The organism is Streptomyces sp. A18 (assembly GCF_059026065.1).
Window position 1 is genome coordinate 38266 of sequence record NZ_JBWLKL010000021.1, and the last position, 21578, is coordinate 59843.

The 21578-nt window shown below is 71.1% G+C and carries 19 protein-coding genes; 8 read left to right on the forward strand and 11 right to left on the reverse strand.

All coding sequences use genetic code 11. From position 1 onward, the window contains the following. The first annotated feature begins 52 nt into the window (after positions 1-52). Both AC5P1C_RS27555 and AC5P1C_RS27560 read left to right on the forward strand, forming a co-directional pair. Complete coding sequence (locus AC5P1C_RS27555) at positions 53-319, forward strand: hypothetical protein (RefSeq protein ID WP_361195755.1); 267 nt, start codon at positions 53-55, stop codon at positions 317-319. Between the two features lie 256 nt (positions 320-575). Continuing rightward, complete coding sequence (locus tag AC5P1C_RS27560; RefSeq protein ID WP_493868633.1) at positions 576-2246, forward strand: amidohydrolase; 1671 nt, start codon at positions 576-578, stop codon at positions 2244-2246. A 33-nt stretch (positions 2247-2279) separates the two neighbouring features. On the opposite strand, the gene AC5P1C_RS27565 is transcribed toward AC5P1C_RS27560, so the two are convergent. Continuing rightward, positions 2280-3062 carry an ABC transporter permease gene (locus AC5P1C_RS27565; RefSeq protein WP_493868634.1) on the reverse strand — a complete coding sequence of 261 codons (783 nt, stop codon included), beginning with the start codon at positions 3060-3062 and terminating at the stop codon, positions 2280-2282. A gap of 61 nt (positions 3063-3123) precedes the next feature. Next, positions 3124-4062 carry an ATP-binding cassette domain-containing protein gene (locus tag AC5P1C_RS27570; protein ID WP_493868635.1) on the reverse strand — a complete coding sequence of 313 codons (939 nt, stop codon included), beginning with the start codon at positions 4060-4062 and terminating at the stop codon, positions 3124-3126. Between the two features lie 63 nt (positions 4063-4125). Between AC5P1C_RS27570 and AC5P1C_RS27575 the strand changes: the two genes are divergently transcribed. Continuing rightward, positions 4126-4836 carry a TetR/AcrR family transcriptional regulator gene (locus tag AC5P1C_RS27575; protein WP_493868636.1) on the forward strand — a complete coding sequence of 237 codons (711 nt, stop codon included), beginning with the start codon at positions 4126-4128 and terminating at the stop codon, positions 4834-4836. 27 nt (positions 4837-4863) lie between these two features. Here AC5P1C_RS27575 and AC5P1C_RS27580 read toward each other — a convergent pair whose 3' ends face one another. Then, a complete protein-coding gene (locus tag AC5P1C_RS27580) occupies positions 4864-5013 on the reverse strand; it encodes a helix-turn-helix domain-containing protein (RefSeq protein WP_493868637.1) in 150 nt (49 codons plus the stop codon). Further along, entirely contained in the window at positions 5010-5984 is a 975-nt protein-coding gene (locus AC5P1C_RS27585) for a hypothetical protein (RefSeq protein ID WP_493868638.1), read from the reverse strand. The genes AC5P1C_RS27580 and AC5P1C_RS27585 overlap by 4 nt, the downstream gene beginning before the upstream one ends. A 254-nt stretch (positions 5985-6238) precedes the next feature. Here AC5P1C_RS27585 and AC5P1C_RS27590 point away from each other — a divergent pair, with 254 nt between their 5' ends. Next, positions 6239-6553, forward strand: a complete 315-nt coding sequence (locus AC5P1C_RS27590; RefSeq protein ID WP_493868639.1) for a hypothetical protein — start codon at positions 6239-6241, stop codon at positions 6551-6553. Positions 6554-6715: 162 nt separating this feature from the next. Here the strand turns inward: AC5P1C_RS27590 and AC5P1C_RS27595 are convergent, their stop codons facing one another. The 3 genes from AC5P1C_RS27595 to hmgA form a co-directional block, all read right to left on the reverse strand. Then, the gene (locus AC5P1C_RS27595) at positions 6716-7918 is read right to left on the reverse strand and encodes a type ISP restriction/modification enzyme (protein ID WP_493868640.1); all 1203 of its coding nucleotides are present in this window, start codon (positions 7916-7918) and stop codon (positions 6716-6718) included. Between the two features lie 15 nt (positions 7919-7933). Next, positions 7934-8683 carry a GntR family transcriptional regulator gene (locus AC5P1C_RS27600; protein ID WP_493868641.1) on the reverse strand — a complete coding sequence of 250 codons (750 nt, stop codon included), beginning with the start codon at positions 8681-8683 and terminating at the stop codon, positions 7934-7936. Between the two features lie 84 nt (positions 8684-8767). Next, positions 8768-10114, reverse strand: a complete 1347-nt coding sequence (gene hmgA / locus AC5P1C_RS27605) for a homogentisate 1,2-dioxygenase (protein WP_493868642.1) — start codon at positions 10112-10114, stop codon at positions 8768-8770. Between the two features lie 102 nt (positions 10115-10216). Between hmgA and AC5P1C_RS27610 the strand changes: the two genes are divergently transcribed. The 4 genes from AC5P1C_RS27610 (at position 10217) to AC5P1C_RS27625 (ending at position 16100) form a co-directional block, all read left to right on the forward strand. Next, complete coding sequence (locus tag AC5P1C_RS27610; protein WP_493868643.1) at positions 10217-10873, forward strand: TetR/AcrR family transcriptional regulator; 657 nt, start codon at positions 10217-10219, stop codon at positions 10871-10873. Between the two features lie 109 nt (positions 10874-10982). After that, positions 10983-13289, forward strand: a complete 2307-nt coding sequence (locus AC5P1C_RS27615; protein WP_493868644.1) for a molybdopterin-dependent oxidoreductase — start codon at positions 10983-10985, stop codon at positions 13287-13289. A gap of 121 nt (positions 13290-13410) precedes the next feature. Continuing rightward, complete coding sequence (locus AC5P1C_RS27620) at positions 13411-14859, forward strand: CitMHS family transporter (protein ID WP_493868645.1); 1449 nt, start codon at positions 13411-13413, stop codon at positions 14857-14859. Next, positions 14859-16100 carry an MFS transporter gene (locus tag AC5P1C_RS27625; protein WP_493868646.1) on the forward strand — a complete coding sequence of 414 codons (1242 nt, stop codon included), beginning with the start codon at positions 14859-14861 and terminating at the stop codon, positions 16098-16100. The genes AC5P1C_RS27620 and AC5P1C_RS27625 overlap by 1 nt, the downstream gene beginning before the upstream one ends. Before the next feature lie 9 nt (positions 16101-16109). Here AC5P1C_RS27625 and AC5P1C_RS27630 read toward each other — a convergent pair whose 3' ends face one another. Genes AC5P1C_RS27630 through AC5P1C_RS27645 form a run of 4 tightly spaced genes read right to left on the reverse strand, consistent with a single transcriptional unit; the run spans position 16110 to position 21457 of the window. Further along, on the reverse strand, positions 16110-18335 hold the full coding sequence (locus AC5P1C_RS27630) for a beta-xylosidase/alpha-l-arabinosidase (protein ID WP_493868647.1): 2226 nt from the start codon (positions 18333-18335) through the stop codon (positions 16110-16112). 13 nt (positions 18336-18348) lie between these two features. After that, positions 18349-19236, reverse strand: a complete 888-nt coding sequence (locus tag AC5P1C_RS27635; protein ID WP_493868648.1) for a carbohydrate ABC transporter permease — start codon at positions 19234-19236, stop codon at positions 18349-18351. Beyond that, positions 19233-20135: a carbohydrate ABC transporter permease gene (locus AC5P1C_RS27640; RefSeq protein WP_493868649.1), complete on the reverse strand. Its 903-nt coding sequence runs from the start codon at positions 20133-20135 to the stop codon at positions 19233-19235. Before AC5P1C_RS27640 ends, AC5P1C_RS27635 begins: the two co-directional genes overlap by 4 nt. Then, complete coding sequence (locus AC5P1C_RS27645; protein WP_493868650.1) at positions 20132-21457, reverse strand: ABC transporter substrate-binding protein; 1326 nt, start codon at positions 21455-21457, stop codon at positions 20132-20134. The genes AC5P1C_RS27640 and AC5P1C_RS27645 overlap by 4 nt, the downstream gene beginning before the upstream one ends. Positions 21458-21578: the final 121 nt, after the last annotated feature.

Sequence of the window (21578 nt, forward strand, 5' to 3'; positions counted from 1 at the left end):
GATAGGGTTAACCTGCCCTGGGCCGGGTGCCCTCGTACGGGTGGGGAGTGACATGGAACAGATAACGGTGCGCAGCAGGGCGCGTGTCCCTGCGATCACCTGCGGGAGCAGCGCGACCAGCTCGCGTCTCGACCGCCATCTCTCAGTGCTGGGCGGTCCCGCCGTTCCGCAGCGCGAGACGGCTGAGGCGACGTTGCTGATGCGTGAGCTGACCTCACGGGGCGCGCATGACCACAGTGGCCGTCGTGCACGTGTGCGGAGGGTCTCTCTCTTCGCTCCCTTGCGCAGGCTGCGGCGGTCGCTCTTTGGGGGTCGCTGACCGCGGGTGGTCGGGGGTTCGGCCGCCGCTCAGCGGCGGATTACTCCCATCCACCCGCCCCTTCTCCCGCCGCACACGTCACTCGTCATGTCCCTGCCGTAACACCCGTGTCATGCGCACCTGTTGACGCCGCAACTTTCCGGCCCCAATGTGGCTGATTGTTTGGCCGATACACCCAACCTCACCCCCGGAGGTGCGCGTGTGTGACCTGCACGATCAGCATGAGCATGAGGCACTCCCCGCGAGCGGCCCGCCCTTGAGCCGCCGCCACATCATGCAGCTCCTCGGCGCGGCCGGCGTCACCGCCGGCGTGATGACCGCCGACGCGGACCCGGCGATGGCAGCCGGCGCCGACGACAGCCCCGCCGCCTATGAACCCCCCGAAGGCCTCGCGGCCGACACCCCCGCCAAGCGCGCGGCGCTCGACTGGATCACCTCCCACGACGACCGGATCACCGGCCTGAACGCCGAGATCTGGGACAACGCCGAACTGTCCCTGCGCGAGTGGAAGTCCTCCATCGCCGAGGCCGATTTCCTCGAACAGGCCGGATTCGACGTAGAGTTCGGCACCGCGGGCTTCCCGACGGCGTTCACCGCGACCTTCACGCACGGCAGGGGCGGCCCCGTCCTCGGCTTCAGCGGCGAGTACGACGCCCTGCCCGGCCTCTCGCAGAACAAGGGCGTGGGCTACCACGATCCGCGCGAGTACGTCCACGACCCCTTCGCGCCCAGCTACGGACCCGGCCACGGCTGCGGCCACAGCGCGCTGGGCACGGCGGCAGCAGCAGCGGCGGCGGCCGTCGCCCAGGCCGCCGAGAAGCACAAGCTCCCCGTCACCGTGAAGTTCTTCGGCTCCACGGCCGAGGAGATGCTGATCGGCAAGACGTACGCCGTCAGCAAGGGCGTGTACGACGGCCTCGACGCGTTCCTGGACTGGCACCCCTCGACGGCCAACGCGACGGGCTGGGGAAGCACCACCGCGATGACCGCCGTCACCTTCACCTTCCTCGGCGTGGCAGGCCACGGCGGGACACCGCTCGGCAACAAGTCCGCGCTCGACGCCGCCGTGATGATGGCGACGATGTCGGAGTTCCTGCGCGAGGAGAACCTCGCGCCGAGCGGACGCCTGCACTGGGTGATCAACAACGGCGGTGACATCCCGAACGTCACCGCGGAGATCGCCGAGATCTCGTACTACGTACGCGAAGGAAGCCCCGCCCGCGTCAAGGTCCTCCTGGACAAGGTGATCGCCGTCTCCGAGGCGGCGGCGAAGGCGTCCCAGACGACCGTCCGCCACCGCGTCACGTCGGCCTGCTGGAACCAGCTCCCGGCCAAGGCCTTCGCCGAACTCCTGCACGCGAACATGCGCGAGATAGGCCCGCCCCGATTCCCGGACGAGGCACACGAGTTGGCCAAGGAGCTCCAGGGGTCACTCGGCCTGCCCCAGAAGGGCATGCACGACAAGATCGGTGAACTGACCCCGCCCAACCCGGTGTTCATGGGCGGCGGCTCGACGGACGTCGCCGACATCAGCTGGAACGTTCCCACCGTCTCGATGGGTGCCGCGCTCGCCCCCATCGGCACCAAGATGCACACCTGGTCCACCGCCGCCTGCGCGGCGGCGGCTCCCGGCCAGGCCGCCGTGATCGCCGCGGCGAAGTACCTCGCGGCGACGGCGGTCGACCTGATCACGCAGCCCGAGCGCTTGAAGGCGGTCAAGGACGAGTTCAAGGAGCGTACGAAGGGCGTCAGTTGGAAGACGGCGCTGCCCGACGGCTATGAGCCGCCGATGTACGAACCCCCGGCGTGGTTCCTGAAGAAGACGGGTCAGAAGTGGCCGCCGTCGAACATCACCTGGCCGCCGAAGCGGGTGGTGTCCCAGGAGAAGTTCTCCTCGCTGGGACCGGAACTGGAACCCCAGAAGTAGTAGTCCGCTCCGAAGGAGAGCATGCGCGTCCGCTCACCGTCCCCCGCGCGTGTACCGGCGGACGGCGAGCGGCACGCACACGGCGAGCAGCACGAGCGACCAGGCGATCGACCCGGCCACGGGATGCGCCACCGGCCAGGCGGCGTCCGCCGGCACGGGCGCGTTGCCGAAGAGATCGCGCACCGCCGTGGCCACCGCGCTGATCGGATTCCACTCCGCGACGGTGCGCAGCCAGCCGGGGAGTCCGTCGGTGGGGATGTAGGCGTTCGAGAGCAGCGGCAGCATGAACGTCGCGCCGCCCAGCTGCCCCGCCGCCTCCTCGCTCTGCGACACGAGCCCGAGCAGGATGCCGATCCAGGTCGTCGTGAACCGGAAGAGCAGCAACAGGCCGAAGGCGCCCAGGGCTTGGAGCGGCCCGCCCTCGATCCGCCAGCCCATGGCGAGACCGACGAGCATCAGCGGCACGAGCCCCACGGCGGTGGTCAACAAGTCGGCGACGGCCTGCCCGAGCGGCACGGCCGAGCGGCTCATCGGCATCGTACGGAACCGGTCCATGACGCCCCGGTGGGAGTCCTGGGCGGCGGTGAACATGCCGGTCATGATGCCGTTCGCGGCGGTCGCGACGAGCATGCCCGGGACGAGGAAGGCGCGATAGTCGGCGCCGGGCATGGCGAGGGCGCTGCCGAAGACGTAGCCGAAGAAGAGCAGGAAGACGATGGGCATCGTCTGCGTCATGACGAGGATGGCGGGCGCGTGCTTGATGCGCTGCAGGTGCCGGCCGAGGACGGCGGTGCCGTCGTAGAGGATGGCGCTCACAAGGAATCCCTTCGGGGCAATCAGGTGGGTGGGCGGGAAGGCTCCGCCGCGAAGCGGTGGTCTAGGAAACGCGCGAGACGAGCCGCAGAAAGACCTCGTCAAGCGTGGGAGCCCGAAGCGTCGCGTCCACAACAGGCACCCCCGCGGAGTCCAGCTCCCGTACGACACGCGGCAGCGTGAGACCCGAGTCGAGGGCGACAACCCCGGCCGTGCGCCGCTCGGCGTCCAGGACCGGTTCGGCGCCGGTGAGCTGATCCAGAACGACTGCGGCAGCGGACAACGCCTGCTCGGCCGAGTCCAGCGGGAGCACCACCTCTACGTAACTGCCGATCTGCGCTTTCAGCGCCTCTGGCGTACCACGATGCGCCGCACGCCCCCCGTCGATCAGGACGACCTCATCGGCGAGCTGATCGGCCTCCTCCAGATACTGCGTGGTCAGCAGCACGCTCGTTCCCTCGGCCGCCAACTCCCGTACGGCGTCCCAGATGCCGCCCCGGCTGTGCGGATCGAGCCCGGTGGTCGGCTCGTCGAGGAAGAGGACCTTCGGCCGCACCAGAAGACTCGCCGCGAGGTCGAGCCGCCGCCGCATGCCCCCGGAGTAGGTGCGAGCGGGCCGGTCGGCGGCGTCCACGAGACCGAAGCGTTCGAGCAGTTCGTCACCCCGCGCCCGCGGAGCCCGCAGCAGCCGGGCGAAGAGCCGCAGATTCTCCCGCCCGGTCAGATCCCCGTCGACGGAGGCGTACTGCCCGGTCACGCCGATGAGCCGCCGCACCGTCGCGGCCTCCCGCACCACGTCGTGCCCCGCGACGAGCGCCCTCCCGGCATCCGGTGTCTGGAGCGTGGTGAGCAGGCGCACCGCAGTCGTCTTGCCCGCGCCGTTCGGGCCGAGCAGCCCGCAGACCGTGCCTTCGGGGACGGCGAGATCCAGGCCTCGCAGGGCGTGGACCTCCCCGAAGCGCTTCTCCAGACTCTCACTAAGTACAGCGTACGTAGAAGTCATGCCCGTACGGTACCTCACTTCGTACGCTGTACGTAACTAACATGGGTGGCGAGGTGATGATCAATGGCGGGCCGAGCGGCCGAACCGGAAGTGATCTGGGCGCGCCCCGAGCGTGCGGGCCGTGGCCCGAAGCCCGCGTACAGCAGGGCGGACATCGCGGCGGCGGCTGTCCGCATCGCCGACGCGGACGGCATCGATGCGGTCTCCATGCGGAGGGTCGCGGCCGAGCTCGGCTGCGGCACGATGTCGCTCTACAACTACGTGCCGCGCAAGGAAGACCTGTACGAGCTGATGGTCGACGCGGTGAGCGGCGAGTACGAATTCCCCGCGGGGCCGCCGGGCGGTGACTGGCGCGCCGAGATGCTGGCGCTCGGCCGCCAGACGCGCGGGATCATGCGACGCCACCCGTGGCTGCCGCGGATCATGTCGGCGCTCTACGGCTTCAGCCCGAACGCCCTGCGGTACCTGGAGCACTGCCTCGGCGCCCTGGAGGGGCTCGACGCGCCCTACGGCACCAAGATGGAACTCATCGGGATGGTCAACGGCTCGGTCATGACGTACGTCGTCAACGAGTTCGCCATGGCGGAACGCGCGCGGGCCCTGCCGTGGTCGGAGGAGCAGGAGCAGCGGGTGCGGTCCGCGTATCTCGCCGGGCAGGTCGCGGGCGGTGGCTATCCGCGGCTCGCGTCGGCGCTCGCCGAGGGGCCCGCGCCGGGGGACGCGGACGAGCTCTTCGAACGGATGCTGAACAGGCTCCTGGACTCGTTCGCCTGAGCGGCGGTGACGGCCGTGGCGGCGGGGCTAGGCCGAGGCCTCCTCCTCGTCCCGGAGTTCGATCCGGGCCAGTTCGCCGCGCGATGCCACGCCCAGCTTCGGATAGGCGTTGTAGAGGTGGTAGCCCACCGTGCGCGGGGACAGGAACAGCTGGGCGCCGATGTCCCGGTTGGTCATCCCGGTCGCCGCGAGCCGTACGACCTGCCGCTCCTGCGGGGTGAGTCGTTCCAGGGGCTCCGCGTCGCCGGCGTGCCGGGCCCGGCTCTCGCCGGTGGCCCCAGTTCGGCGCGGGCCCGCTCGGCCCACGGCTCGGACGCGAGCAGCTCGAAGGTGTCGAGGGCCGAACGCAGCGGCGTGCGGGCCTCGCTCCTGCGGCCCGCGCGGCGCAGCCACTCGCCGAACAGCAGCTCCGTGCGGGCCCGTTCGAAGGGGCGGCCGTCGTCGGTGTGCAGCGCGAGCGCTTCCTCGTACGCCGGTCCTGCCTCGGCCTCCGGGGCAAGCAGAGCGCGGCAGCGGGCGGCGAGCGCCAGCGCCCAAGCGGCCCCCGTGTGATCGGCCCACTCGGCGAAACCCCGCGCCGAATCCCTTACGGAACCGACCTGTCCGGTGCGGGCACGCACGGCGGCCTCGACCCGGTCCGGCACGCAGTACAGGACGACGATCGTGTGCCCCGACGGACTCGCCGCCACGTCCTCGTACGCGCGCAGGGCCGCTTCGTATCGGCCGAGTCCCAGCTCCAGCACGCCGATCGCGATCCCGCCCCACACCTGGCCCGGCATGACCTGCCGCAGATCACCCTTGGCGGCGAGCTCGCGGCAGCGCTCCTCGTCGCCGTCGAGCGCGGCCAGATGGGCGAGGATGCCCGACAACTGCCCGACGTAGTGCGGCTGTCCGGTGTCCTGGGCGATCCGCAGGCCCTCGACTGCGCCCGTGAGGGCGCAGCCGTGGCGCCCCAGGAAGATCCGCGCGCGGGTGCGCAAGAGGAGCACGAGCGGCAGCGGGCCGAGCGCGCCCTGCTCGCGGCACTCGCGGTCCAGCTCGGCGGCCAGGTCGTTGCCGGTCCCCAGATCGCCGAGCGGTGAGAACCGGGAGGCGATCGAGACGCGTTCGCGCAGGGTGTGCCCGTGGCCGTGGCGCTCGGCCCGCAAGCTGTCGAACAGCGCGCGCAGCGGCGGCAGTCCGCTGCCCGGGGTCGCCCGCCGCGAGCCGCGCGAGCGCCTCGGCCGCGGGCAGATAGGGCAGGGCGTCCGGGGAGGTCTTGAGGCCGAGTCCCGCGATGCGGGCGCTGGCCCCCCGACCGGCTGCCGGGCAGGCTCCTGGGGGCGGCGGGCCTACTCCTGGTGATCGGCGGCCTGTTGGGCATGCTGACGCTCGGTCCCGGTGCCGGTCTCTTCGACATCGGGTGGCGGCTCGCCCTGATCGGCGTGGGGCAGGCATTGTTCGGTACGCCGGTGAACGCCTCGCTCCTGGCGCCGCGCTGCCCGACCAGGTGGGCACCATCGGCGGTGTCGGCAACACCTTCCGCACCCTCGGCTTCACCCTCGGCTTCACCCTCGGCTTCACCGTCGGCCCCGCGGTCGCGGCGCCGGCGTACGGCCTGGGCGGCGGGGGAGTGGCCGGCTTCCGCACGGGGGCCGCTGCGCTCGCGCTGCTCCAGGTCGCCGGACTGGTGGCGTTGCTTGGTTCTGGCGGGGGCCGCGGGGAGCAGGCCAGGTGACGCGCGGGAACGGGACAAGGCCGGGCAGCGCCACGTTCCACGCCCGGCCGACGCAGCCACAGGCCTTGAGGGGCATCCCGAAGGGGCGCGGTGAACGGCGCGCTCAGCCACGACCGAGCCGCAGCAAGGCAACCGGCCATCCCAGCAGAGGCATCACGCACCTCACAGGAGGGCGAACTGGCCGCCGGGCCCCTCCTCGTGGTGGTCGAGCACCGACGCGGGGCGCCGCGCGGCCTCGGGCGCGGGAAGCACGCCCGCACCGCGCAGCGCTTCCGCCGTGATGCGGGGGCCGAGGGTCGCGATCAACTCGTCCTGCATCGGGCGGAGTTCCGCGAGCAGGGCCAGCACCGTGATCAGCTCGAGCAGCTCGGACGTCCACGCCTGCGGCCACTCCGAGGGCCGTATCGCCTCCAGAGTGCCCGCCTCACCCGCCGCCATGCGCCGCTCGAACCACAGCTCGAGCACGCGCACCCCGCTCACCTCGAACTCCCACGCCGCCCGTGGCACGGGCGAGATGCGGCCCGCGTCCACGCACAATGCCTCTTCGTCGGCGTCGTACGAGATTTCAGCGGGGCGTGCGGGCAGCGGCGCGCGCACGTAGGGGCGCCGTCCGCCGGGGAGCTTCGGCCGCGCCGCCCCGTCACCGCGCGCCTGGAGCGCGAGCATGCGGCGACCCAACTCCGTGCCCCGCGCCCAGCTCCCGGCGTCGGACGTCAGCGGCACCCGGCACCCGGCAGGCGAAGCCCCTGCCACGGCGAGCGTCCAGGCCAGCAGGTCGCCGGCGCCGACGTCCTGGCCGAGCTCCTTGGTGAGGTGGGCGAGCAGCCCCGGCGCCACGTTGGGTTCGAGACCCGCGGGGCGGCGGAACAGCGGCCGGATCCGTCCCGGCCGCCCCGCGGGGGAGCGGCCGTCCGGCAGCACGGCGGTGGCAAGGACCGCGGGCCCCGTGGAGCCGGTGACGTAGCCCTGCTCGACGAGGAACAGCTGCCCTTCGCCCGCCACCCGCCACAGCTCCGGGCGCGCGGCGTCGATGAGCCGGTGGTCCGGGATCAGCCACTGCTCGTCGAAGGGGCCGTGCAGGACGCGCACCGGAGCGGGGCAGGCTCCCGACTCGGCGGCCAGCGGGACCGTCGCGCCGTGGTGTCCGGGGAGTTGGGCGACCGCCGTGTGCAGCGTGCGCGAGCGTGAGGGGGAGAGCAGCTTCGCGCGCTCCGCCGTGTCGGCCCGCACGAACGCGGCCCACCGGGCTCTGAGGGATGCGGCGTCCGGTCCCATCGGCCACCCGCGGCCCGGCCGGAGCGGTGCGACGGACCACGGCATCAGGTCGGCGAGCAGCGCCGCTTCGTCGTGCGTCACGCCCGGCATCGTACGTCGAGACCCTTACGTCGCGTCGAGGGTGACCGTGAAGGAGAAGCGGTCGCCGCGGTAGTGGATGCGGGCCACGTCCAGGGCGCGCCCGTCGTCGTCGTAGGTGATGCCGGTGTAGTGCAGGATCGGGCTGAGCAGCGGCACTTCGAGGAGGCGGGCCGTCTCCGGGTCGGCGAGCGTGGCCTCGACGGTGTCGGTGATGCGGCTTATGCGGACGCCCACGACGTCGCGCAGGACCTTCGTCATGGGCCAGCGCGCGAGATCGTCGAGGTCGACGCGGTCAGCGAGCTCGGGGCGGATGAAGTTGTGGGCGTGATTGGTCGGTTCGCCCGTCTTGTCGTCGCTGCGCAGCCGGTGATAGGTCGCCACCTCGGCCAGATCCGGGAAGTGTTCGGCGAGTTCGCCGGAGACCGGAGCCGTGCCGTGTGCGAGCAACTGGGTACTCATGCCCGACTGCTGGGCCACGATCGCGTCGACCGAGCCGAGCAGCCGGACCGGGGAGCCGCGCTGGGCGCTGGGCTCGATGAACGTGCCCCGCCGCCGGTGCCGGGAGATCAGGCCCTCGTCCTCGAGCTCCTTGAGCGCCTGGCGCATGGTCAGGACGCTCACGCCGTAGTGCCCCGCCAGCTGCTCCTCGGTGGGCAGCCGGAGCGGGGCGTCGGGTGTGCGGCCGAGTATCGAGGCGCGCAGGGACTGCGACACCTGATACCAGAGCGGCAGTTTGCGATTCAGGACGATCGAGTCCGGGGCGAAAGCGGTCACGGTCTCTCCGAATCAGTCCGAGTCTGTCCGCGTTGACTTCGAAACGCGATCAGTTGCCGGATCCGTCAGGGACCCGGCACGGGATCAGTTTCGAAAATGGCGCTCCAGACCCTCCCACACATCGTCGTATCCGCGCTGTAGATGGGCGGCCTGAGCTGCCTGTTCGGTCGCCGTCACCGGCCAGCGTGTCTCGAACATGAAGGCAAGCCCGTCGTCGATCTTCTGCGGCTTCAGCTCGGCGGCCGACGCCTTCTCGAAGGTGTCGCGGTCGGGGCCGTGCGCCGACATCATGTTGTGCAGCGAGCCGCCGCCGGGCACGAAGCCCTCCGCTTTCGCGTCGTACGCGCCCTCGATCAGGCCCATGTACTCGCTCATCACGTTCCGGTGGAAGTACGGCGGCCGGAAGGTGTCCTCGCCGACCAGCCAGCGCGGCGCGAAGACCACGAAGTCGACGCCCGCGAGGCCCGGGGTGTCGGACGGCGAGGTGAGCACCGTGAAGATCGACGGGTCCGGGTGGTCGTAGCTGATGGAGCCGAGGACGTTGAAGCTACGCAGGTCGTAGACGTACGGGACGTGGTTGCCGTGCCAGGCGACGACGTCCAGCGGCGAATGATCGTACGTGGCCCGCCACAGGTTGCCGCAGAACTTGTTCACGACCTCCACCGGCCGGTCGTCATCCTCGTACGCGGCGACGGGGGCCCTGAAGTCCCGTGCGTTGGCCAGGCCGTTCGCGCCGATCGGGCCCAGGTCGGGGAGCTGGAAGGCCGCGCCGTAGTTCTCGCACACGTAGCCGCGGGCGGTCCCGTCGAGCAGCTCCACGCGGAAGCGCACCCCGCGCGGGATCAGCGCCACCTCGCCCGGCTCGACGCGCAGCAGCCCGAACTCGGTGCGAAGGAGCAGGCCGCCCTGCTCGGGCACGACGAGGAGTTCGCCGTCCGAGTCGCTGAACACCCGGTCCGTCATGGCGGAGTTGGCGTGATAGAGGTGCACGGCCATGCCGGTGCGCTGGGTCGCGTCCCCGTTGCCGCCCAGGGTCCACAGGCCCGTGAGGAAGTCCGTGCCGGCAGCGGGCTCGGGGAGTGGGTTCCAGCGGAGGCGGTTGGGGTCGGGGGTCTCGGTGAACGGCGCCGTCCGGATCGCGCCGTTGTCCACGCGCGTGAACGCCGGGTGCGCCGCCGAGGGGCGGATGCGGTAGAGCCACGAGCGGCGGTTGTGGGCGCGGGGCTCGGTGAAGGCGGTGCCGCTCAGCTGCTCCGCGTACAGGCCGAGGGGGGCGCGCTGGGGCGAGTTGCGGCCGTGCGGCAGGGCGCCGGGCACCGCCTCGGAGCTGTGTTCGTTGCCGAAGCCGGAGAGGTACGTCAGTGCCTCGGCCGTCTTGCGCGGGTCGTTCGCGTCCCCACGGCGGGCGTCGCTGGTCTGTTCCCGGCTCATCATCGCTCCCTCGTCAACGATTCCTATGGGTCACCGTAGGATTCACGATTTCCTTCCGCAAGAGGGATCCATGGATGTGAACAATGCTCTACTCTCCCGGGGATGCCCCACCGTGATCAGCGGAAGCCTCCGCAGCCCCAGAGCACACCCCCCAAAGCGCCCCCGAACACCTTGCGCCGCGTGCCCGTGCAGGAGCGCAGCGCCGAGCGCCTGGCCCGCATCCTCGACGCGTGCGCCGAGCTCCTGGACGAGGTCGGCTACGAAGAACTCAGCACCCGCGCCGTCGCCCTCCGTGCGGGCGTCCCGATCGGCTCGGTCTACCGCTTCTTCGGCAACAAGCGGGCCATGGCGGACGCCTTGGCCCACCGCAATCTCGACGCGTACGGCGAGCGCGTGGCGGCGCGCATGGCCGGGGTGGAGCGCGGCGACTGGCGCGGCGCCGTCGACGCGGCCTTCGACGAGTACCTCGCCATGAAGCGCACCGTCCCCGGCTTCGGCCTGGTCGACTTCGGCATCCCCTCGGCCCCGGAGGCGATGCCCGACGCCAACTCGGACGTCGCCGAGCGGGTGGCGGGCCTGCTCGCCGCCCATCTCGACCGGCCGCTGGACAAGAAGCTGCGCCGCACGGTGCTCGTCGGCGTCGAAGCGGTGGACGCGGTCCTCCAACTCGCCTTCCGCGCACACCCGTCGGGCGACCCCGCCCTCATCGACGAGACGCGGACCCTGCTGCACTCCTACTTCGCGGGTTCACTGGACTGAAGCGGGGCGCGCGGATTCGCGACCTGTTCCCCGCTGGGTCCTGACGCCGTGCATACCGGTCGGTATGGTGAAGGCGCACGCGCGCCGTCGCCGCCCGGGAGGGTCCTCCATGCCCAGCACAGCCCGTACCGCCCTGCGTATCTGCCCCCTCTGTGAAGCCACCTGCGGGCTCACGCTCACCATCGAAGGGATCTCGGGAGAGACCTCCGAAAGGATCTCGGGAGAGGCCTCCGAAAGGGCCTCGGAAGGCGCACGCGTGACCGGTGCGCGCGGGGACCGGGACGATGTCTTCAGCCACGGCTTCATCTGCCCCAAAGGCGCCTCCTTCGGAGAGGCCGACTCCGACCCCGACCGCCTGAAAGGCCCCCTCGTACGCAAGGACGGCGTACTCCAAGAGGCAAGCTGGGACGAGGCGTTCGACGCCGTCGCCGCCGGCCTTCGCCCCCTGATCGTGCGGCACGGACCGCAGGCGATCGGCGTGGTGCTCGGCAACCCGAACGTGCACACCATGGCGGGCGGCCTCTACCCGCCCGTGCTCCTGAGCTCCATCGGCACCCGCAACGTCTTCACCGCGAGCACCGTCGACCAGATGCCCAAGCACGTGTCCAGCGGGCTGCTCTTCGGGGACGCGTTCGCCATTCCCGTGCCCGACCTGGACCGCACCGACCATCTGCTCCTGCTCGGCGCCAACCCCCTGGACTCGAACGGGAGCCTGTGCACCGCCCCCGACTTCCCGGGCAAGCTGAAAGCGCTGCGCGCGCGGGGCGGCACACTCACCGTCGTCGACCCGCGCCGCACCCGCACCGCGAAGCTCGCCGACCGGCACCTCCCGATCCGGCCCGGCACGGACGCGCTGCTGCTCGCCGCCATGGTCCAGGTCCTCTTCGAGGAGAAGCTCACCGGCCTCGGCGCGCTCGAAGACCAGGTGGAGGGCGTCGACGACGTGCGCGACGCCGTACGCCACTTCACCCCCGACGCCGTATCCGCGGCCTGCGACGTGCCCGCCGACACCATCCGCGCCCTCGCCCGCGAGCTGGCCGCCGCGCCCACCGCCGCCGTCTACGCCCGCGTCGGCGCGAGCACCGTCGCCTACGGCACCCTCACCAACTGGCTTGTCGACGTCCTGAACGTCCTGACCGGCAACCTCGACCGGCCGGGCGGCGCCCTCTTCCCGCTCTCCGCCACCGACCGCGCGCCCCGCCCGGCGGGCCCCGGCAAGGGCTTCGCGCTCGGCCGCTGGCACAGCCGCGTGAGCGGGCACCCCGAGGCCAAGGGCGAGCTGCCGATCGCCGCGCTCGCCGAGGAGATCGATACCCCCGGCGACGGCGCGATCCGCGCGGTCATCGCCGTCGCGGCCAACCCCGTCCTCTCGGCGCCCGACGGCGATCGCCTCGACAAGGCACTGGCCTCGCTCGACTTCATGGTGAGCGTCGACCCGTACCTGAACGAGACCTCGTGCCACGCCCACGTGGTCCTGCCGCCGCCCCCGCCCTCCCAGAGCCCCCACTTCGACTTCGCCTTCAACGGATTCGCCGTGCGCAACCAGGTCCGCTACACCCGCGCCGCGCTGCCCCTTGCTGACGGCCGGATGGCCGAGACGGAGATCCTGGCCCGGCTCGTGCTCGCGGCAAGCGGGATGCACGGCGCCGATCCGGGAGGCGTCGACGCGATGGTCGTCGACCAGACCATCGGCAGGGCCGCCACCGAGCCGCACTCCGCCGCGTACGGCCGCGACCCCAAGGAACTCGCCGCTCTCCTCACCGGCGACAGCGGCCCCGAGCGCCGCCTCGACCTGATGCTGCGCCTCGGCCCCTACGGCGACGGATTCGGCGTACGCGAGGACGGCCTCACCCTCGACCGACTCCTCGCCCACCCCCACGGCATCGACCTCGGACCCCTGGACTCCCGCCTCCCGCAGGTGCTCAAGACCCGCAGCGGGCGCGTGGAACTCCTCCCTGGCCCGATCGCGGACGACCTGCCGCGCCTCACGAAAGCCCTGCGCGCCACCCCGGACGAGCTCGTCCTCGTGGGCCGCCGCCATCTGCGCTCCAACAACAGCTGGATGCACAACGTGCGCACCCTCACCGGCGGCTCCAACCGCTGCACCCTCCACGTCCACCCCGAGGACGCGGCCCGCATCGGCCTGGAGAACGGCGGCCACGCGCGCGTGCAGGCCGCCGGCGGCGGGCTCACCGTCCCCGTGGAGGTGACCGACACCGTGCGCCCCGGAGTGGTCAGCCTGCCGCACGGCTGGGGCCACGACCGCCCCGGCACCCGCCTGGCCGTCGCCGCCGAGAATCCCGGAGCCAATGTGAACCAGCTCCTGGACGGCAGCCTCCTCGACCCGCTCTCCGGGACGTCCGTGCTCAACGGCTTCCCGGTGTCCGTGCTGCCTCTGGTACCGGCAACTCGTTGACCAGGAGTTTTGCGCTTATTGCTCACACGTCAACATCTTGTTAACGCTCGAGAACGGGTCCTAACGTCAACCGGACCGCCAGACCTGGTGGGAGTTCGATGGTGAACGTTAGGTAGCCCCCATGCTGACAATCCTCGGATTCGTCATGATCGCCACCTTCCTGGTGCTGATCATGATGAAGAAGATGTCGCCGATCGCGGCACTGGTGCTGATCCCCGCGCTCTTCTGCGTGTTCGTAGGAAAGGGAGCCCATCTCGGGGACTACGTCCTCGAAGGCGTCGGGAATCTGGCGCCCACGGCGGCCATGCTCATGTTCGCCATCGTGTACTTCGGCGTCATGATCGACGTCGGCCTCTTCGACCCGATCGTCCGGGGCATCCTGCGCTTCTGCAAGGCGGACCCGGTACGCATCGTGGTCGGCACCGCCCTGCTCGCCGCGATCGTCTCGCTCGACGGCGACGGCTCGACGACCTTCATGATCACGGTCTCGGCGATGTATCCGCTCTACAAGCGCCTCAAGATGAGCCTCGTCGTCATGACGGGCGTCGCGGCCACCGCCAACGGCGTCATGAACACCCTGCCCTGGGGCGGCCCCACGGCGCGCGCCGCGACCGCGCTCAAGGTCGACGCGGCCGACATCTTCGTCCCCATGATCCCGGCGCTCGCCATGGGCCTCGTATGCGTCTTCCTGCTCTCCTACGCACTGGGCCTGCGCGAGCGCAAGCGGCTCGGCATGCTCTCCCTGGACGAGGTCCTGGAGAAGGAGACGGCGAGCGAGACGGTCCTGGTGGGTGCCGGTGGCGGCACTGCCGACGGGCGTACGTCGCTCACGAAGAAGACCACCGGGGGAGCGGGCTCGGGAACGGACGCCTCCGAGGCCTCCGGTGCCTCCGGTGCCTCCGACGACGACTCCGATGAGGACGATGGCTTCCAGGGGCTCGACCCGAACCGCTCCACCCTGCGCCCCAAGCTCTACTGGTTCAACGCCGGTCTCACCGTGGTCCTGCTCACCGCCATGATCATGGAGTGGCTGCCGATCCCGGTCCTCTTCCTGCTCGGCGCCGCGCTCGCCCTGACGGTCAACTTCCCGCACATGCCCGACCAGAAGGCCCGCATCGGCGCCCACGCGGAGAACGTCCTCAACGTCACCGGCATGGTCTTCGCCGCCGCCGTCTTCACCGGCGTCCTCCAGGGCACCGGCATGGTCGACAACATGGCCAAGTGGCTCGTCGACGCGATCCCGGAGGGCATGGGCCCGCAGATGGGCCTGGTCACCGGGCTCCTGTCGCTGCCGCTCACCTACTTCATGTCGAACGACGGCTTCTACTTCGGCGTCCTGCCGGTCCTCGCCGAGGCGGGCCAGGCGCACGGCGTCGGCACCCTCGAGATCGCCCGCGCCTCGATCGCGGGCCAGGCCCTGCACATGTCGAGCCCGCTGGTGCCCGCCGTGTACGTCCTCGTCGGCATGGCCAAGGTCGAGTTCGGCGACCACACCAAGTTCACCGTCAAATGGGCCGTGCTCACGTCGCTGGTGGTGCTGGCCTCCGGAATCCTCTTCGGCATCATCTGATGCCATCGACACCGGGCCGAGCCTGGTTGCTGCGCCTCGTCATCGCCTTCAGCTTCGCGCAGGGGGCGGTGTCGATGGCGCGTCCGGCCGTTTCCTACCGGGCGCTCTCCATGGGCGCCGACGAGCGGGCCATCGGCATCATCGCGGGCGTGTACGCCCTGCTCCCGCTCTTCGCCGCCGTGCCGCTCGGGCGCAGGACTGACCACGGGCGGTGCGCGCCGCTCCTGCCGATCGGTGTCGTCCTGATCTCGGGAGGGTGCGCGCTCAGCGGTACGGCGGGGTCGCTCGGCGCGCTCGCCGCCTGGAGCGGTGTGATGGGGCTCGGCCACCTGTGCTTCGTGATCGGCGCCCAGTCGATCGTGGCGCGGCAGTCCGCCCCCGACGAACAGGACCGCAACTTCGGGCACTTCACGATCGGCGCCTCGCTCGGGCAGCTGATCGGGCCGATCGCGGCGGGGTCTCTCATCGGCGGTGACATGGGGCGTACGAGCGCCTTCGCGCTGCTCGTGTCGGGAGCGGTCGCAGCCGTCTCGCTCACCTCGCTGTGGCGCATCGAGCACGTCCGACCGGCCGCCGCCTCGTCGAAGCGGGGTGACAAGGTCCCGGTGCTCGGCATCCTGCGCACCCGGGGCGTCCCCGCGGGGATCTTCATCAGCCTGGCGGTGCTCTCCGCCACGGACATCCTCACGGCCTACCTGCCGGTGGTCGGTGAGCACCGGGGCATCGCGCCCGCGACGGTCGGGGTGCTGCTCTCGCTGCGGGCCGCCGCGACGATCGCCTGCCGGCTCGTCATGACACCGCTGATCAATCTTCTCGGCCGTACGGTGCTGATCGTGGTCACGTGTCTGCTGGCTGCTGTGCTGTGCGCGGGGGTCGCGCTGCCGGTGCCTGTGTGGGGGCTGGGGGTGATGCTCGTTCTGCTGGGGTTCTGTCTTGGGGTCGGGCAGCCGTTGTCGATGACTACGGTTGTGCAGGCGGCGCCGGAGGGGGCCCGTTCCACCGCGCTTGCGCTGCGGCTCACGGGGAATCGGCTGGGGCAGGTGGCCGCGCCCGCGGGGGCGGGGCTCATTGCCGGGGTCGCGGGGGTGGCCGCCCCGTTCGTCATGCTCGGGGGACTCTTGCTCGTGGCGGCCGGGTTGGGGCTGAGGCGTAGCCCTGCGGGGCCTTCCCCGGGCCCGCCCCTTCCCGGGACTGAGGGCTCCGTCCCCAGACCCCCGCTCCTCAGACGTGGGAAGGGCTGAACGCCGCCCCTACTTCACCCGCATCTCGCACCGCATACGCCTCTCATGACCAACGATCCGCTCGGGCCCCGTCAGCATCAGCGGCACCCGGTGGCGGACTGCCGTGCTGGACGCCGCGACGCGGAGTTCCAGGGCTCCGGGCTCGACGAGGCGATGCCCCTCGGGGCCCGTGTACGACGCCAGATCGGCGTGGAACGTGGCGTGGACCTCCGCGGACTCGCCCGGAGCCAGCGGCACCCGGACGTAGCCGACCAGTCGGGCCACGGGGAGCGCCACTTGGCCCACGGGGTCGTGGAGGTAGAGCTGGACGACCTCCGCTCCGGGGCGATCACCCGTGTTGGTGACCGTGACGCGCACGGTCGTCTCGCCGTCCGTGGGCAGCTCGACCGGGACGGGGGACACGTCCCAGGCGAACGTCGTGTACGAGAGGCCGTGCCCGAAGGGGAACAGTGGCGTCGGATCGAGGCTGCTCGCCTCACCGCGGTGGCCGAGCGGGGGAGCCAGGTACGTCCAGGGCTGGCCCGTCGGCTCGCGGGGCACGCTGACCGGCAGCCGTCCGGATGGATTGACCCGACCTGACAGCACGCCCGCTACCGCACCGCCGCCCTCCTCGCCCGGGAAGAACGCCTGCACCACCCCGGCAAGGCGGTCGGTCCAGCGCCCGAGCGCGTACGGACGGCCGGTGAGCAGGACCAGGACGGTGGGGGTGCCCGAGGCGACGGCCCGGTCGAGCAACTCGGCCTGATTGTCCGGGAGTTCGAGGTCGGCGGCGTCGCAGCCCTCGCCCGACGTGCCCCGTCCGAAGAGCCCCGACCGGTCGCCGGCCACGACGACACAGACCTCCGCGTCGGCCGGATCCGCCACGAACATCGCTCCCGGGAACTCCGCGCGCAGTGCCTGGAGCAGCGTCGGAACGGCTACACCCATCGGCAGGTGCGGGTGCTCCACGCCCACATGGCGCGGGAAGGTGTAGCAGCCGAGCATCGCCGCCGGGTCGTCGGCGAGCGGGCCCACCACGGCGATCCGTGCGGCGGGTGCGAGAGGGAGCGCCCCGGCCGCGTTGGCGAGCAGGACCACCGACTCCTCGGCCAACTCGCGGGCCAGCAGCCGCATATGGGGCGGATCGAGGTCCACGGGCGGCGAAGCGGGCGGCCCCGCCGTCCAATCCGGGTCAAGCAGGCCCAGTTCGCACTTCTGGGTCAGTACGCGCAGAGCCGCGCGGTCCACCGCGTCCTTCGGGGCGGCGGCCCCCGCCCCGAAGCACCGCACCGCGGGGAGCTCGATGTCCACGCCTGCTGCCAGGGCCAGCGCGGCGGCCCCCGCCCTGGAGTCCGTGACCCCGTGGGCGGACTCCAGGAAGGACACCCCGAAGTAGTCCGAGACGACGGTTCCGGTGAACCCCCAGTCCTCGCGCAGGAGTTGGCTGAGCAGCGCCTGGTGGGCGTGGGCCGGGAGACCGTCCAGGTCGTTGTACGCGGGCATCACCGAGCGGGCGCCCCCGTCCCGTACCGCCATCTCGAAGGGAGGCAGGACGACGTCCGCCAGTTCGCGGGGGCCGATGGACACCGGGGCGTGGTTGCGGGCCCCGCGCGAAGCCGCGTAGCCCGCGAAGTGCTTGAGGGTGGCGACGATCCCCGCCGACTGGAGCCCCTGGACGTAGGCCGTGCCGATGGTCGCCACCAGGTAGGGGTCCTCGCCGATCGACTCCTCGGTGCGGCCCCAGCGCGGGTCGCGCACGACGTCGAGGACGGGAGCGAGCCCCTGGTGGACGCCGACCGCGCGCATCGAAGCACCGATGGACTCGGCTGCCCTGCCCACGAGTTCGGGGTCGAAGGAGGCGCCCCAGGCGAGTGGTGTGGGGAACACGGCCGCCTGCCAGGCGGTGAAGCCGGTGAGGCACTCCTCGTGCGCGACGGCGGGCAGGGCGAAGCGGTTCGCGGCGCGGATACGTTCCTGGAGTGCGGCGAGGCGGGCCGCTCCCTCGGCCGGTTCCACCGGCGCCGTGCCGAACGGGCGCGTCAGCTGGCCGAGTCCGTGGGGGAGCAGCTCCTCCAGGTCGACGTGTTCCGCCACCTCATGCTGGAGCGGCGCCACATCGGCGTTCTCCTCCTGGGCGTCCGAGCCGGGCCAGACGCTGTAGAGCTGGGCGAGCTTCTCCTGTGCGGTCATCCGGGCGAGCAGGTCCGCGGCCCGTTCGGACGCGGGCAGCGTGGTGTCCTGCCAGGGGTGGACCATGGAACTCCTCAAGTCAGCGGCCGCCCGCGCCCATCAGACCGTCGACCAGCTGACGGCGGGCGAAGAGATACACGGCGAATATGGGCACGATGGACAGGACCACCGCGGCGAGCAGGGCGGGCACGTCGACGCGGAACTCGCCGACGTAGTCGTAGAGGCCGAGGGTGAGCACCCGGGACTCGGGGGACTGGGTGAGGATCAGCGGGAAGAGGAAGCCGTTCCACGCCTGCAGGGCGGTGTAGACGGCGGCCGTGGAGATGCCCCCGCGCGACATCGGCACGACCAGGCGCAGCAGGATGCGGGCAGGGCCCGCGCCGTCCAGGGCCATCGACTCGTACAGCTCCTCGTCGATGTCCCGCATCGAACCGGCGAGGATCAGCACGCTCACGGGCAGCGCGAACGCTGCCGTCGGAAGGATCACCGCGAGCAGCGAGTCGTACAACTGCAACTTCGTGATCAGCAGGAAGACCGGGATGATCACGGCCTGGGCGGGGATCGCGAGACCCAGCAGGAACATCTGGAAGAGGCGCTGGGCCCCCCGGCCACGCGCCCGCACCACCGCGTAGCCCACGCACACCCCGAGGACCAGGACGATCGCGACGCAGGCGACCGTCACCACCGCGGTGTTGAGGAGGTAGGTGAAGAAACTGCTGTCCAGGACGCGGCGGTAGTTGTCGAGGGTCGGATCGGTGGGGACGGAGAGCGGGCCGCGGTCGAAGTAGGCGTCGCGCGACTGGAGGGTCGTGGCGAGCAGGACGTACAGCGGCAGCGCGATGATCACCAGCCAGAGGAGCGAGGCGACTCCGGCGGGGAGGTTCGGGCGCTCGCGCCTTCGGCGCCGGGACGTGTGCGGCGGCCGCGCGGGGCTGCGGGTGCCGGGCCGCTCCAGGGTGCTTGTCACAGGCCCTCCCGGGTCGAGCGCATCGCGGCGAAGCCGGTGAGGCGTACGAGGAGCAGCGAGATGCCCGTCGCGACCACGACGAGCGCCGTGGCGATCGCGCTCGCGTAGCCCATGTCACGGGAGACGAAGCCGGTCTCGTACATCCAGTAGGGGACGATCGTGGTGTCCGTGCCGGGGCCGCCCTCGGTGAGGATCAGGACGGTGTCGAAGAACGTCAGCGCGCCGACCACCATCAGGACGGACGAGGTGATGACGGTGTTGCGCAGCTGCGGCAGCGTGATGTGGAAGAACTGCCGCACCGTGCCCGCGCCGTCGATCGACGCGGCGTCGTAGAGGGAGCGCGGGATCTGCCGTGCGCCGCCCTGGTAGAGCAGCGCGTGGAACGGGATGAACTGCCAGGCCGCCACGAAGAGCACCGCACCGAACGCGCCGCGCGAGGAGCCGAGCACATCGCCGTCCTCGAAGCCGATCCACGGCCCGATGTCGGCGATCAACCCGAAGTTGGGGTCCAGGAGCGTCTTCCAGAGCAGTGCGAGCGCCACGGACGAGGCGAGCAGCGGCAGGAAGAAGATGGCGCTGAGCACCGCGCGGTTCTTCTGCCTGCCCGCCGCCCAGACACCGAGCAGCAGTGCGATCGGGGTCTGCACGAGCCAGGTCAGCGCGGTGAGCAGCAGGCTCAGGACGATCGCGCCCCGCATCGTGGAGTCCTCCCAGAGGCGGCGCCAGTTGCCGGTGCCGCTGAAGGAGGGGAGGCCGCCCAGCCCGTCCCACTCGGTGAAGGAGAGATAGCCGACGAGGAGGAGCGGTCCGATCGCGAAGCAGAGGAAGAACAGGGCTCCGGGCGCGGCCCACAGGAGGCCGGGGCGCCCGGGACCCCTGCGAACCGGGGACCGGCTCACTTCACTTTCCGCATCGCGTCGGCGAAGCCCTTCGGGCTCAGGTCGCCGTTGAAGAGCTTCTGCAGGTTGTTGGTGAGCGGGGCGGTGAACCTGGCGGGCAGCGCCTGGTCCCAGGAGAGCGTGAAGGACGGGGCCTGGCTCACCATCTCGTACTGATACGTGGCGTATTCGGGGTCATCGTGCTCGGTGAGCTGCGCCTTCGCGTCCGAGGTCGCCGGCACGTCCCCGTTGGCGACGAGGTCCTCGGCGTAGCTCTGCCGGGAGGCGAACTTCAGGAACTCCACCGCTGCGTCCCGCCGTTCGCCCTTCTTCACACGGGTGGCGTTGACGGACCAGTAGTTGGTGGGGTTGCCGACGACGTCCTTGGGGTCGCCCTTGCCGCCGGGCACCGCGGGGAACGAGGTCCAGCCGAGACCCGACTTGGCGAACTCCTTCTGGTTGGCCTTCTGGTTGGCGTACTCCCAGCTGCCCATCAGGTGCATGGCCGCCTTGCCGCGGGCGAACAGCGTGGAGGCGCCGTCCGCCGTGTAGTTGACGGACTTGTAGTTCTTGCCGAAGGCTCCGCGGTCGACCAGGTCGCGGATCGTCTCGCCCGCCTTGATCATGGCGGGGTCGTTCCAGGCGGACTTGTCGCCGTCCACGATCTTCTGGAAGACGCCGGGGCCGCCGAACCGGTCGAGGAGGTACTCCAGCCACATCAGCTCGGTCCACGGGTCGGCGCCCGCGAGCGCGAACGGCGTGACGCCCTTCTCCTTGAAGGTGTCGATCAGGTCGAGCATGTCGTCCCAGGAGGCGGGGGGTTCGGCGCCCGCCTCGCGGAAGACCTTCTTGTTGTAGAAGAGGATCACCGGCTGCATGCCGCGCATGGGAACGCCGTAGTACGTCCCGTCGATGCGGCCCGCGTCGAGGATGGAGGGGATGAACGCCTTCTTCAGCTCGGGGTCCTTCTTCATGTACGGGCCGAGGTCGACGAGCATGTCCTTGGCCGCGAAGTCGCTGATGGAGCCGCCGCCCCAGTTGAAGAAGATGTCGGGGGCGTTGGCGGTGCCCATGGAGGTGCGCATCTTGTCCTGGTAGCCCTCGCCGGGGATCTCGACGAGTTTCACCTTGACGTCCGAGGTCTTGTTGAAGCGGTCGACGACCTTGCGCTGCACGGCGGCCGACGGGTCGCCGTAGACCCAGGCCTCGAGCGCGGCGCCACCACCGCCCGCGCTGTCCTGCGGTCCGCCGCTGCCACAGGCGGAGAGGCCGGTGGCGGCGAGCGTCAGGGCCGCGGTGGCCAGGGCCGTGCGTATGCGTCGGCGCAGGGGAGGGGTAGGCATCGCAGCGCACCTTCCGGAAGAGTTCCGAAAATTATCGGTCGATGCGCACGGAAGTTACGGGCGGCGTCCGGGCGTGTCAACGCTCCTGACAGGAAAGGGAGTTCGGGGACGGTGGCAGGGA

Bases quoted from the DNA above. Each gene is read 5' to 3' on its own strand.
- AC5P1C_RS27555 (WP_361195755.1), top strand. From the start codon at position 53: ATGGAACAGATAACGGTGCGCAGCAGGGCGCGTGTCCCTGCGATCACC.
- AC5P1C_RS27570 (WP_493868635.1), bottom strand. From the start codon at position 4,062: ATGACTTCTACGTACGCTGTACTTAGTGAGAGTCTGGAGAAGCGCTTC.
- AC5P1C_RS27575 (WP_493868636.1), top strand. From the start codon at position 4,126: ATGGCGGGCCGAGCGGCCGAACCGGAAGTGATCTGGGCGCGCCCCGAG.
- AC5P1C_RS27580 (WP_493868637.1), bottom strand. From the start codon at position 5,013: ATGACCAACCGGGACATCGGCGCCCAGCTGTTCCTGTCCCCGCGCACG.
- AC5P1C_RS27595 (WP_493868640.1), bottom strand. From the start codon at position 7,918: ATGCCGGGCGTGACGCACGACGAAGCGGCGCTGCTCGCCGACCTGATG.
- hmgA (WP_493868642.1), bottom strand. From the start codon at position 10,114: ATGAGCCGGGAACAGACCAGCGACGCCCGCCGTGGGGACGCGAACGAC.
- AC5P1C_RS27610 (WP_493868643.1), top strand. From the start codon at position 10,217: ATGCCCCACCGTGATCAGCGGAAGCCTCCGCAGCCCCAGAGCACACCC.
- AC5P1C_RS27615 (WP_493868644.1), top strand. From the start codon at position 10,983: ATGCCCAGCACAGCCCGTACCGCCCTGCGTATCTGCCCCCTCTGTGAA.
- AC5P1C_RS27620 (WP_493868645.1), top strand. From the start codon at position 13,411: ATGCTGACAATCCTCGGATTCGTCATGATCGCCACCTTCCTGGTGCTG.
- AC5P1C_RS27625 (WP_493868646.1), top strand. From the start codon at position 14,859: ATGCCATCGACACCGGGCCGAGCCTGGTTGCTGCGCCTCGTCATCGCC.
- AC5P1C_RS27630 (WP_493868647.1), bottom strand. From the start codon at position 18,335: ATGGTCCACCCCTGGCAGGACACCACGCTGCCCGCGTCCGAACGGGCC.
- AC5P1C_RS27645 (WP_493868650.1), bottom strand. From the start codon at position 21,457: ATGCCTACCCCTCCCCTGCGCCGACGCATACGCACGGCCCTGGCCACC.